The sequence below is a fragment of the Streptomyces sp. NPDC001980 genome, assembly GCF_040296885.1.
In the GTDB taxonomy this organism is placed as follows: domain Bacteria; phylum Actinomycetota; class Actinomycetes; order Streptomycetales; family Streptomycetaceae; genus Streptomyces.
The window spans coordinates 62517-75310 of the sequence record NZ_JBEOYD010000011.1 but is presented as its reverse complement, the minus strand read 5'-3'; the positions used below and the strand labels follow the sequence as shown (position 1 = coordinate 75310).

10 protein-coding genes are annotated in these 12794 nt (G+C 71.4%); 3 read left to right on the top strand and 7 right to left on the bottom strand.

Annotated features, from left to right (window positions below; translation table 11 throughout):
- Positions 1-3 precede the first annotated feature (3 nt).
- Complete coding sequence (locus ABT137_RS18975; protein WP_351710171.1) at positions 4-1593, bottom strand: IucA/IucC family protein; 1590 nt, start codon at positions 1591-1593, stop codon at positions 4-6.
- A gap of 599 nt (positions 1594-2192) precedes the next feature.
- Between ABT137_RS18975 and ABT137_RS18970 the strand changes: the two genes are divergently transcribed.
- Entirely contained in the window at positions 2193-2954 is a 762-nt protein-coding gene (locus ABT137_RS18970) for a response regulator transcription factor (RefSeq protein WP_351710168.1), read from the top strand.
- Positions 2951-4444, top strand: a complete 1494-nt coding sequence (locus ABT137_RS18965; protein ID WP_351710166.1) for a sensor histidine kinase — start codon at positions 2951-2953, stop codon at positions 4442-4444. Before ABT137_RS18970 ends, ABT137_RS18965 begins: the two co-directional genes overlap by 4 nt.
- Positions 4445-4480: 36 nt before the next feature.
- On the opposite strand, the gene ABT137_RS18960 is transcribed toward ABT137_RS18965, so the two are convergent.
- From ABT137_RS18960 to ABT137_RS18945, 4 genes are all read right to left on the bottom strand, one after another.
- Positions 4481-5317, bottom strand: coding sequence for a COG4705 family protein (locus ABT137_RS18960; protein ID WP_351710163.1), 837 nt, complete (start codon positions 5315-5317; stop codon positions 4481-4483).
- 119 nt (positions 5318-5436) lie between these two features.
- Positions 5437-7212, bottom strand: a complete 1776-nt coding sequence (locus tag ABT137_RS18955) for a hypothetical protein (protein WP_351710160.1) — start codon at positions 7210-7212, stop codon at positions 5437-5439.
- 194 nt (positions 7213-7406) lie between these two features.
- Positions 7407-8069: a response regulator gene (locus ABT137_RS18950; RefSeq protein WP_351710157.1), complete on the bottom strand. Its 663-nt coding sequence runs from the start codon at positions 8067-8069 to the stop codon at positions 7407-7409.
- Entirely contained in the window at positions 8066-9229 is a 1164-nt protein-coding gene (locus ABT137_RS18945; protein ID WP_351710154.1) for a sensor histidine kinase, read from the bottom strand. Before ABT137_RS18945 ends, ABT137_RS18950 begins: the two co-directional genes overlap by 4 nt.
- Before the next feature lie 169 nt (positions 9230-9398).
- On the opposite strand from ABT137_RS18945, the gene ABT137_RS18940 reads away from it, so the two are divergent.
- Positions 9399-10181 (top strand): COG4705 family protein, encoded by a 783-nt coding sequence (locus tag ABT137_RS18940; RefSeq protein ID WP_351710151.1) that lies wholly within the window; start codon positions 9399-9401, stop codon positions 10179-10181.
- A gap of 6 nt (positions 10182-10187) precedes the next feature.
- Here the strand turns inward: ABT137_RS18940 and ABT137_RS18935 are convergent, their stop codons facing one another.
- Together ABT137_RS18935 and ABT137_RS18930 are read right to left on the bottom strand one after the other, a co-directional pair.
- On the bottom strand, positions 10188-10877 hold the full coding sequence (locus tag ABT137_RS18935; RefSeq protein WP_351710148.1) for a response regulator: 690 nt from the start codon (positions 10875-10877) through the stop codon (positions 10188-10190).
- On the bottom strand, positions 10874-12568 hold the full coding sequence (locus ABT137_RS18930; RefSeq protein WP_351710145.1) for an ATP-binding protein: 1695 nt from the start codon (positions 12566-12568) through the stop codon (positions 10874-10876). Before ABT137_RS18930 ends, ABT137_RS18935 begins: the two co-directional genes overlap by 4 nt.
- Positions 12569-12794: the final 226 nt, after the last annotated feature.

Here is a 12794-nt window from a genome sequence, read left to right as displayed (position 1 = left end):
GCGTCAGAAGTGGCGGTACCGGGTGAGGGGGTTGGGGAGGGGAACCCATTGGGCCCTGCCCGGGTCGTCGGCCAGACGCATCGCGATGGTGGCCTTCAACGGCAGGGTGTCGCCGAAGAAGACGGCCTCGTCCCCGTGGTCCGGCAGTTCGGCGTACGCCCGGCGGCCGGCCTCGGCCACCGTCTCCCACAGCGTCCCGGAGTCGATGGCACGGGTGCGGGCGAGGACGTCGACCAGTTCGCTGAAGACCCCGCTGACCAGCGCGCCGAACAGCTTGGTGCGCAGCGCGTCCGGGTCGTCGCCCGCCCGGGTGCCGGCCAGGGGCGGCAGGGTGAATCCGCAGGCGGCCAGCCTGCGCGGGCTGACCCGGACCCCGTCCAGGTCCCGGTAGAGCACGCGGACCGGCCTCCCGTCCCGCAGGACGACCAGGGTGTTCTGGCCGTGGGCCTCCAGCGCGACTCCCATGGACAGCAGGGTCACCGCGGGCGGCAGCACCAGCGCGGCGAAGTCCCGCAGCCAGCGCACCGGATCACCCGCAACGACGGCGGCGCCGGTCGCGTGCACCGCCGTCAGCGGGACGGCGATCTCACCGTCCCCGAGGTGGGAGTCGGTGGACTCCCTGAGCATCGCGGACAAACTGTCGGACGCGCGCCCACCCACCCGGACCGCGCCGCCGCCCAGCTCACGGAGCACGCGCAGGCTCGCACCGAACCCGGCTTTGTCGACGACGGCCGAGACCAGCTCCGACAGGGCCGGTCCGTCGGCCACCTCCGCCGGCGAGATGGTCCTCCGGTAGTTGGTGACCTGCACGTCCAGGGCGGTCTTGATGTGACAGCCGGGCAACTCGGCCACCGGTGCGAGCGTACGCAGCGACAGCAGTGGCCGGGCCGGGATCGTCCGCGCTGTCACGGCGAGGTCGCGGTGGCGCGCCAGTACGTGGTCCCGCTGCCAGGGGTGGACCGGAACCAGGAGCGTGTAGCCGTCCCGCAGTTCCGCCGGCCAGGTGCCCGCGCTCTGCCAGCGGTCGGCCGGGACGGGCAGCAGGGCCAGTTCGACCACCGGGTGGTGCTCGGGCGCGTAGGCCAGGACCTCGGCGACGGACATGCCGGTACGGGTACGGCAGCACGGGTGCTGCGGATGTCCGTCGACCACCGCCTGCTCCGCGTCGGCCGAATCGCGCAGCCTGCCGGGCCTTTCCTGATTCGCGGCGCGGGCCAGCGCGAGGTTGACGACGCTGTTGTCCAGCTCGGCGGCGAGCCGGTCCACGGCCGAGCCGGACAGCCCCAGCCGGGCGAGGAGTTGCGCCGGCCCGCGAACCGGCCCTGCGGGCCCCGACACGGTGAAGTCCTCGGGCGTCCGGGCGAACCGCTCGGCACACATGCCGGGCGCCGTGAGCCGGTCACCGTTGCGCAGCGTCACGACCAGTGTGTCCGCCTCGCGCTGCCGGACGGTCACGCCGGGCAGCGGCTCCCGCGCGAGGGCGCCCCACAGCCGCCCCAGGACGGTGGCCCGCGCTCCGGGGAAGGCCGCCGCGAACGGCTCCGCCAGATCCGGGCGCACCCGCCGCAGTTCGTCGATCGTTCCCTCGGACATCCCCTCACCTCTTCCGTGCAGGAGCGGCGGACTCATGGACGTGTGGGGGGTACCTGAAGGCATGGCGGATTCCCGGAGGTCGAGTGGTTTTTCCAGCACGCGGCGGACCTGGACCGGACCGCACATCGGACACTACGGGAAGGCGCGTAAGCGCCAATCCAGCGGAAATACAGGTGTTTTCCAGAAAACCCGGCGGCGAAAACCTGAAACGCCAGAAAACCAGGGCCGCGCACGAGTGTTTCCGCAGCCTTGTGGCGGCGACACAACATGGGCCCACAGCACAGAGCAGCCATGCCTGCCACGCGGAAAGTCACAGGTCATGGGCTACTTCCACCTGCCCGCAGCGGGCACTTCCGCAGAAACTCGGTGCTCCCGATGTCCTGTTTCCTAACCATCTCCTCACCAGGAGCTGGCAACACGCTGGATGTCCTGGCACTGCCCTCCCTTCACAAGTACGCCGTCCAGCTGAATTCCGGGCGCGCCCGTCGACGATCTCGTGTGTGCCGCCGTCACATGAGAAACCCGGAGGGTCACTGATACGAGGGAATAGTGCGGCGGTTGTACAGCGCGGTGGGGCTGCTGTTTGTGAGCCTGTCGGCATGCATCTGCTGCTGATCGAGGACGACGACCGGGTGGCCGAGCCCCTGCTGGAGGGACTGGGCCGCTTCGGGTTCACCGTGGAACACGCGCGAACCGGTGCCGACGGCCTGTCCGCCGCGGAGCCGGCGATGGTGCTCCTGGACCTGGGGCTCCCCGACATGGACGGCATCGACGTCTGCCGGGAGCTACGAGCCCGCTCCGCGGTCCCGATCATCATGATCACCGCGCGGGATTCCGAGGCCGACCGGGTGCTCGGTCTGGAACTGGGCGCGGACGACTACGTCTCGAAGCCGTTCGGGGTCCGGGAGCTGGTGGCGCGGATCCGGGCCGTGGCTCGACGGACCCGGGCCGTGCCCGGCGCCGCGGGTGATCCGGTGACAGGAGCCTCCGGCAGCCGGGACCCGGCCGGTGCGGCCGGCGCCCAGCGGATCGGCCCCCTCAGCGTCGACCGCCGGACCCGTCAGGTTCGCGTGGGCCGGGTGCCGATCACCTTGGCTCCCAAGGAGTTCTCCCTGCTCGTCTGCCTGGCCGAAGATCCAGGGGCCGTCTTCTCCCGCCAGCAGATCCTCGACACGGTGTGGGAGCCGGACTATTTCGGTCCCACGAAGACCCTCGATGTACACATCGCCGCCCTGCGCCGCAAACTCGGTGACCCCTCCTGGATCGAGAACATCCGCGGCATCGGGTTCCGTCTCGTTCCGCCCACGGGCCCCGACCCGACCCCGGCCGTACCGGACCGGCCCCGCAGAGGCACCCGATGACGCGCCGTCTGCTGCTCAGCTACCTCAGCCTCATGGCGCTCGTTCTGCTGGCCCTGGAAGTTCCCTTCGGCTTCGTCTACGCCCGCAACGAGCTGAACCGCTTCTCCCACACCGCGGAGCTGAGCGCGGTCACGCTCGCCTCCGTGTGCGAGGAGAAACTCGAGCACGGGCGGGCGTCGGACCTGCCCGAGTTCGCCCGCGACTACGCCCGGCGCACCGGTAGCGGTGTGGTCATCACCGACCGGGGCGGAACGGTCCTCACCGACTCCGCCGACGTCACCGCCGTGGGCACGAACCTCGCCTCCCAGCCGGACATCGCCATCGCCCTCCACGACCGGCCGGCCACCGGGATCCGCGACGACCTCGTCCCGGGCGTCAAGGTCCTGTTCGCCACCGTGCCGGGCGGGTCCGGCGACACCGTCCCTTGCGTCGTCCGGACCCTCTACCCGCTCACCCCGATCGCCGAGAAGGTGCATGCCACCTGGGCCGCACTCGGCGTCGTCGGCCTGGGCGTGCTGGCGGTGGTCGCGCTGATCGGTTTCGCGCTCGCTCGCTGGATCACCCGCCCGCTGCGGGCTCTGGAGCGCGCCACGACGCAACTTGCCGACGGCCGCCTGACCGACCCTCCGGCCACCGACCGCGGGCCGCCCGAACTACGCCGGGTGACGGCCACGTTCACCCGCACGGCCACCCGCCTCCAGCACCTGCTCCACGCCCAGCAGGCCTTCGCCTCCGAGGCGTCGCACCAGCTCAAGACGCCCCTGACCTCCCTGCGTCTGCGTCTGGAGAACTTCGAGCCCCACCTCGCCGCCTGTGCCCAGGACAGTCTCGGCGACGCCATCGACGAAGTCGCCCGCCTCAGCCGCATGGTCCAGGGGCTGCTCGCCCTCGCCCGGCTGGAGAACTCGGCGATCACCCCGGAGATCGTGGACCTCGACGCCGTCGTCGCCGACCGCGCGGCCATCTGGACGGCGTTCGCCGGCGATCAGCGTGTCGGCATTGCGGTGGGCGGCACGAAGGTCGGCCGGGTGTGGGCGGTCGCGGGCGCACTCGAACAGATCCTCGACAACCTGTTGTCCAACGCGCTGAGCGTCTCCCCGCCCGGCACCACGATCACCCTGGCGACCACTACGGCAGCCACGGACGACGGCGGCACGGTCGAACTGCATGTGATCGACCAGGGCCCAGGCATGACCGAATCCGACCGGCAACGGGCCTTCGACCGCTTCTGGCGTGCCGCCGACGCCCGCCACGACGGCACCGGCCTGGGCCTCTCCATGGTTCAGCGGCTCACCCGGGCCGGCGGTGGAGACGTCGCCCTGAACGCGGCGCCGGGCGGTGGCCTGGACGCTGTCGTCACGCTACGGCCCGTGCCGGCGGTCCGCGCCCGGACCCACTCGGCGGTCCATCGCAAGATCCCGCCACTGCGCAACAACAGCACGACGGGCAACCGGCCGATCACCGAGACCGTCCCGGGCGCGGAGCCGTGATGGCCGGTGATGTTGCAGTACCGCTGTTCCCACGGCTCAGGCCGCGGGTGCCTCCGGGTGCTTCGGTTCGGGGATGTCGCGGCGGGTGGCGGACAGGTGGACGACCATGCCGACGACGACCGTCAGGAACAGGGTGCTGGTGACGACGGTGCCCAGGCCCAGGCCGCCGTCGCCGGTGGGCTGGGAGAGGTAGTCGCCGATGGAGGCGCCGAGGGGGCGGGTGAGGAGGTAGGCGATCCAGAAGCTCCACACCGCGTCCAGGTCCAGCGCGAAGTACGCGATGGCCACCGCGGCGATGGCTGCCGCGAACAGTGTGGCGGACAGCCAGTACCCGAGGTCCAGGCGCTCGGCCACCAGGTCACCGGCGGCGGTGCCGAGGGCGAACGTGAAGAGCACCGCCAGCCAGTAGAAGGACTCGCGGCCGGTGGTGTCGATGCGGTGGATGGACAGGGTCCGCTCGCGCCGGTACCAGACCACGAACACGACGGCGAGGATGACCGCGAAGACCGTCGTACCGGTCTCCAGCGGCACACCCACGTTGTCGGTGAGGTTGTCGCTGATCAGCGTGCCGACGACGCTCATCAGCGCCACGGCGAGCCAGTACACGCCCGCCCGGTAGGCGCTCGTGCGGAACTGGACCACCAGGGCGACGGCCAGCAGGGCGCCCATCAGCACCGAGACACCGGTCAGCCCCAGGCCTGCCTTCTCGTTGAGCAGGTCGGAAGCGGTCTCGCCGACCGTCGTGCACAGGACCTTGATGATCCAGAAGTGGACGGTGGGTTCGGGCACCTTGTTCCGGCGCGGGCGATGACCCGAAGCGGCTGTCCGGCCGGCCTCCGGAACCACCTGGCTCTCAGACGTTTCATGGGTCACGCTGCCCGACCATGCCAGCCCGTTCCTGAACATATCCTGACCGCCGCCGCGCATCGGCCCGCCCTGACGATCCCGCACGAGCGACATGGCCCCGTGCACCGGCACGGAGGAAGACCGCCTTACCGGACGGCCGAAGTGACGGCCGGGATGTGGGCGGAGGTGATCGTCATCGGCGTGCCGGTGACGGCGATGAGGTAGCTCCCCGGCCCGTGGCCACCGGGCATCGCGCGGAATCCCCCCGCGGGCTCCACTCGATAGTCCGCGGCGGCGTGCGGGGCCAGCACGGCGGGACCCGAGGCGATCGTCCACCAGGTGGAGGCGCCCTGGCCGGTACGGCTCGCGAAGTGCGGCTCGAGTGCCGTACCGGTGGTGTTGACGGCCCGGACGTCGATGGTGGTGACACCGACACGTGACCCGTGCCTGGCGAAGCGCGCCGCGAGGCTCATGCGCAGCGGCGGCGGGCTCGCGGCGGCGATCACGACGCACGCGAGGGCGGGAGCGAGCAGCCCGGCCGCGACGACGGTCCTGGCCCGGTGGCCGTCGAGGCGGGGCAGGCGTGGCTGCCAGGCGGTGGCGAACGCGGAGGCCGGGACGGTGGCGGCGGCCGCCAGCCACAGCGGGGTCATCATCAGGAAGTAGCCGTCCTGGGAACGCGTGGCCAGGTAGAAGGCGACCCAGGGCAGGACGGTGAGGGCAGGGCCCAGCCGTCGTACGAACAGCAGCGTGGCCGCGAGCAGGCCGAGCAGGAGCAACTGGCTGCCGTAGGAGTAGTAGTCGAGGTGACTGCTGCCGTCGGTGAAGTAGTAGGAGATACCCATCACGCCCTGACCGTGCAGGATCGCCTTCTGCTCCAGGGGCAGCAGGATCCCGTTCAGCCAGGCCGGGAAGTCCTGGACGGCGAAGTACGCGTTGGCCGCGGACCAGGTGAGGGCGGCGGTGGCCGCGTACCGGGCGGTGACCGCGAGGGCGCGCCGGGGGCCGAGTTCTCCGCGCCGGACGGCGTACAGGCCGATCAGGAGGAACGGGGCGAGGAACCAGGCGAGTTGCTGGGCGGCGCAGGCGGCACCCAGACAGGCCGCCCGCAGGACGCCCGCCGCGTCGAGGCGGCCGCCCTCGCCCGTGCTGGGCCAGCGGACCACGACGGGGACGAGCAGGGCGAGGGTCGTGATGGCCGGGTAGCCGGAGTAGGCGTAGTGGGGCAGCAAGCCGAAACCGAGGCAGACGGCCGTGGCCGCGGACCGCCAGGGCGCCGGCAGCAGGAACCAGAGCAGAACCGAGGTGGCGAGGAGCGCGACGGTCGGGACCAGGGTGGCGGCCGCCGTCGAGTGGAGGACGGCGTACACCGGTGCGGCGAGCAGGGCGGTCAGTGGCGGATAGCCGTACGTGTAGTCGGCGCCGCCGGACATGGTCTTGGTGATCCCGACGCCGTGCGTGGCGAACAACCAGGGCCATTGTTGGCCGTAGACCGGCTGCCCGTGCAGTATCGCGGTCGCGGCCTGGGCGGTCAGCACGCCTTCGTCGCTGCCTGCGTGGTCGAGCAGGTAACCGCAGACCACCAGGGCGACGGCGGTGACCAGCACGGCCGCGTCGACCATGATCAGCGCCCGCCGGCCGCGTACAAGGAGGCTGAGGACGGCGCAGACGAGGATCGAGGCGTAGCAGACGGAGATGACGGCGGCGACCGGCGGGCTCGACGCCATCGCGGTCGTCCAGGCGGCGCGCGTGCCGATGAACAGGCTGATCGTGGCCACCAGGGTCATACCCCGGTGCCACTGCTGGGGCCCGGCATCCGGGGCAGCGAGGGCTGAGGCCCGGGGCGGGGGCGGTGCCGCCAGGTGCGTCACGGTACGACGACGGACCTGGACGCCCGTTCCGCCACGATGGGTGTCAGCCAAGACCTGCCTCCTCTGCCTCGCCCCCGCTGGGCGCAAACCGCAGGTGTCGCGGTTCAGGGCAGGGACGAACGGACGCCCCGTTTCGATCATCTGTTGTTCACTTGACGTCTACAAGGCTGTAGTCGGTAAGCGGTTTGCGTGAAATCACCGACCGGAAGGCACCCCTCTTACCGCCGCCTTGCGGGCACGAGCGCTCAGGCTCCGTGCGGGCGCAGTCGTTGCTCGTACGCGAAGATCACCACCTGCACCCGGTCCCGGAGCTGCAGCTTGGCCAGGATGCGCGTGATGTGGGTCTTGACAGTGGCCTCGGTGAGGTGGAGGCGCTGGGCGATCTCCGCGTTCGTCAGGCCGGTGGCGATGAGCTCGAAGACGTCCCGTTCTCTGGCCGTCAGCTGGGCGTACAGCGCGCCGGCCGCCTCGTCACGCGGCCAGGGCGCGGCCTTGGCGAAGCGGTCGACGAGGTCGCGGGTGATGCGCGGGGTGAGTACCGCGTCACCGCCGGCCACGGCCCGGATCGCCTCGTGCAGCACGGCCGGGACGACGTCCTTGAGGAGGAATCCGCAGGCTCCCGCCCGCAGCCCCTCGAAGGCGTACTCGTCGAGGTCGAAGGTGGTCAGGATGAGGACGCGGCACGGCGAGGCGTTCGTGATCCGACGGGTCGCCTCGATGCCGTCCATCATGGGCATGCGGACGTCCATGAGGACCACGTCCGGTGCCGTCCGCCGGACGAGGTCGACGGCCTCCCGGCCGTCGGCGGCTTCCGCGACGACCGTGATGTCGGGCATCGTGCCGAGCAGGCTGCGGAACGCCATGCGGACGAGCGCCTGGTCGTCGGCGAGGAGGACCTTGATGGTCATCGCGGCTCGCTGAGCTTCAGTTCACCGGAGACCGTCCAGCCCGTGGCGGAGGATCCCACGGTCAGGTCGCCGTCGAACAGGGCGACCCGCTCCCGCATCCCGGTCAGGCCGTTGCCGGTGGAGCCGCCTGGCCGGGGGCCGGGGGCCGGTCTGCCGTCGTCGGTGACGGTGAAGGCGACCCGGTGGGGATCGCAGTCCAGGACGATGTCGACCTTCGACGCCTCCGCCGCGTGCTTGACGACGTTCGTGAGTGACTCCTGCACGATCCGGTAGAGGGTGGTCTGCACCTCGGCGTCCAACTGCTGCTCGGCGCCGGTCTCGGTCAGCCGCACGTCCAGGCCGGTGCGGCGGGTCTCGTCCACCAGGGTCTTGAGCGAGCCCAGGTCCGGCTGCGGTGCCCGGTCGGCCCCGTCCTCCGCCCGCAGGACGCCGAGCAGGCGGCGCATGCCGGTCAGGGACTGCCGGCCGGTCGAGGCGGCCTGGAGCATCTTGTCGCGGGCGCCGTCCGGATCGGTCGGCGTCGTGGCCGCGGCGGCGTCGGCAAGGGCGACCACGACGACCAGCCCGTGGGCGACGATGTCATGCATCTCCCGTGCGATACGGGTGCGTTCGGCCGCCGCGGCGAGCCGGGACTGCTGGGCGCGTTCCTGCTCCAGCCGCTGGGCGCGGTCTTCCACGGAGAGCAGGTAGCGGCTCTGCGCCCGCACGGTCGTACCCAGGAAGAAGGCCGCCGCGGCCAGGCCGGTGAGCACCACCACGACGTCGTTCACGCTGCCCGGCGGCCCGAACCGCACCGCCACCACCCCGGCACCGGCCGCGACGGCGACCGCCGCACTCAGCGAGTACCGAAGGCCGCGCTCGGCGGCGACGGTGTACAGGGCGACGAGGACGGCCGACTCGGCGAGCGACACGGTGCCCAGGGCCCAGGTCAGCACGGCCACCACCCAGCAGCACCAGAAGACGGCGACCGGGGCCCGGCGGCGCAGCACCAACGGCGCGATCACCGCCGCCGCCAGCGTCCAGTCCACCACGCCGGCCCGGTTGTAATGCAGTTCGTGGATCGCGACGGCGGCGCAGACGAGGGGCGGCCCGAACACCAGCAGAGGCGCGAGGGCCGGCCGTCGCACACGCTCCAGGAATTCCGGGCCGATCGAAATCACGCTCCCGAGGCTACGGGACACCGGCGCACGGGACATCAACCGAAGGTCGTACACCTGCGGAAAGTAGCGACCATCGGCTGACGCGCCGCTCCCGCCCGCATTTCTAACCTCGCCGGAAGGACACCCCGAAAATGACACAGAGAAATCACAGAGAAGCAGAGGATCGGAAATGGAAAAGGAAACATCGGCGAATACGCCGACGAAAGTCGCCGAGGCCACCGCGCTCTTCTGGATCGTCAAGGTCCTCACCACCGGCATGGGTGAGGCCACCTCCGACTTTCTCGGTCAGTGGAGCCTGTGGCTGTCCGCCGGGACGAGTGCCGCCGCCCTGGTGGGCGCCTTCTGGTGGCAGTTCCGCTCCTCGCGGTACCACCCCGTGCCGTACTGGTTCACCGTCGCGATGATCGCGGTCTTCGGCACCGCCGCCGCGGACTGCTTCCGGGTCGGACTGCACGTGCCCCTGCCGGTCACGACGACCGGGTACGCGATCGCCCTGGCCGGGTGCTTCGCCGCCTGGTACGCGACCGAGCGCACGCTGTCGATCCACACCGTCACCACGCGCCGTCGCGAGGTCTTCTACTGGCTGACCGTGCTGCTCACCTTCGCCCTGGGCACCGCCGCCGGCGACCTCACCGGCTTCTACCTCGACCTCGGGTTCGTGCACTCCGCGCTGCTGTTCGGCGCGGCGATCCTCGTGCCGTGGCTGCTGCACCGCTTCGCCGGGCTCAACGCCATCGCCGCGTTCTGGGCCTCGTACGTGCTCACCCGCCCCCTCGGTGCCTCACTCGCCGACTGGCTCGGCATGGACAAGCCGCTCGGTATCGGCGTCGGCTTCGGCACCACGGCGATCCTCGCCGCGCTGGTGTGCGCCGCGCTGGTCGGCTACCTCGCCTTGTCCCACCCCAGCGACGACCACGACACCCCGGCGCCCACTCCCGCCGCCCTGCCCTGATCCGGCTCAGTGCGCGGCGCGGTAACGGTGCTCGGGGCGGCCGGTGGCTCCGTAACGCAGTTCGAGCCGGACCATGCCCTCCTTGACGAGGTAGGAGAGATAGCGCTGGGCCGTGGCACGGGAGACCCCGGTGCGTTGGGCGGCCTCCGCGGCCGACAGGGCGTCGTGCGCGGTGCGCAGGGTCTGGTGCAGGAGGGCGAGCGTCGGGGCGGAGTGGCCCTTGGCGGGGACGCGGGGCACGGCCGGCGGGCGCGCGGCGCTGAACAGGGCGTCCACATCGGCCTGGTCGGTCTCCGGGACCGTACCGAGGGCGTCCATGCGGTGCTGGAGCTCGCGGTAGGCGGTGAGCCGTTCGGCGAGGTCGGGCGCGCCGAAGGGTTTGACCAGGTAGCCGACGGCGCCGAGTTTCATCGCGATCCGCACCGAGGTGATGTCCCGGTCGGCGGTGATCATGATGGCGTCGGGGCGGTCGCCGCCCTCGTCCCCGCTCAGCCGGCGCAGCACGTCGAGTCCGCTGCCGTCCGGCAGGAAGATGTCGAGCAGCAGCAGGTCCGGCTGGAGGGTGCGCACAGCGTCGAGCGCCGCGTCCACGGTCGCCGCCTGGCCGACCACCTCGAAGCCCTTGACCCGGGACGCGTAGTCGCAGTGGATGCGGCTGACCCGGAAGTCGTCGTCCACCACCAGGGTCCGGATCACCAGCGGTCACCTCCTGCGATGCCGTCCGGCGCGCCGACCGGCACCGGCGGAGGCGTCGTGAACAGAGCGCCCTGCGGGGCCGGGGCGGTGTCGGGCACGGGCAACGACACGGTGAAGACCGCACCAGGCCCCGCGCTGACCGTGATGGTGCCGCCGTGCCGTTGCACCAGCCGGTGGACGAGGGCGAGTCCGAGGCCGCGCCGCGCGGTACCGCGGTCCGGACGGGTCGACCAGCCGTCCTCGAAGATCGACTCGGCGGTGCCCGGAGGGATGCCCGGCCCGGTGTCGGCCACCTCCACCCGCACCACGTCGACAGCCTCGATCAAGGACAGCCGCACCTCACAGCCGCCCGGCCGCGCCGGTCCGATCGCCGACGCGTCGATCGCGTTGTCCAGCAGGTTGCCGACGATGGTCAGCAGCCGACGCAGATGCGGCGGATCCTCGCCCGAGGCGGAGTCGTCGCTGAGGACGATCCGCACCCCGCGTTCCGCGGCCACCGTGATCTTGGCGACGATCAGTCCCACGAGCAGCGGGTTGCCGATCCGTTCCCGTACGGACTCGGTCAGCGCCTGCTCGGCGCCGGCCGTCTCCACGGCGAACTCGTAGGCGGCGTCGTGGTCGCCGATGTCCAGCAGGCCGGCCACCGTGTGCATCCGGTTGGTGAACTCGTGCTGTTGGGCGCGCAGCGCGTCGGTGAGCCCGCGCACCGAGTCCAGTTCGCGCAACAGCCCGATGAGCTCGGTGCGGTCGCGCACGGTGACCACGGCGCCCAGTTCACGGCCGTGCAGGGCCACCGGCATCCGGTTGACGACCAGGCAGTGGTCGTCGGTGAGCACGCTGATGTCGCTGCCGGTCAGGGTGCCGTCCAGGGCGCGGCGCAGCCGCCCGTCCGGCAGCACCTCCGCCAGCGTGCTGCCCAGCGCGGTGCCGAGGCCGAGCAGGTCGCGGGCCTCGTCGTTGACGACCGTAATCCTGCCGCCCGGGTCGAAGGCGACGACTCCCTCACGGATGCCGTGCAGCATCGCCTCCCGGTCCTGCAACAACCCGGCGATCTCCTCCAGTTCCAGCCCGAACGTCGTCCGCTTGAGCCGCCTGGCCAGTAGGAACGCGGCCGCCGAGCCGAGCGCCACGGCGATGGCGCTGTAGAGGCCGAAGGTCGGCAGCTCGCGCCACAGCTCGCCGAGCACATAGTGCTCGGGAATGCCCGCGGACACCTCGCCGACCAGCTTGCCGGTGGGTCCGTACAGCGGAGTCTTGCCGTTGGCGGAACGCCCGGTCGCGCCCTGGTCGGTGCCGACGTGGGGCCTGCCGTCCAGCACCACGATCGGATCGCCCGTCGGGTCGCCGATCAGCACCGGGTCGGGGTGGGAGTGGCGGATGCCGCGCAGATCGAGCACGACCACGTACGACGCCCCCGACGCCTTGCGAATCCGTTCCGCCACGGTCTGCACCACGTCACCGCCGCCCCCGTACTCCATGGCGTGCCGGATCTGCGGGTCGGCGGCCGTGGTCTGCGCGATGTCCAGCGCCCGCTGCTCGTAGGCGCGGTCGATCTCGCCCCGCTGCGCGAAGGCGAACAGCACGAAACCGATCAGGCCGGTCAACGCCAGGATGACCAGCTGGTTGGCCAGAATCCGCGCGGAGAGCCGCCCCTTCCCGCCACGTCCGACCGGGATACGGATGGGTTTCACCGGTGTCCCTCGCGTCTCTCGCCTGTCGTACGGCTGCCGGGCTCGGCCCCTGCGCCGTACCCGTGGTGGCGCGATTGTGCCCCGCCGTCGGCCTTCTGCCCACCCCCGGATCGCTAAGCAGAACGAGCAGAACTCCGGCTAACACGGCTAACGCGGGATACGGATGAAACAGCGACGTAACACCCGGCGGCCTCTAGCGTCTGCCTTCCTCGACCCCCGAGGTACG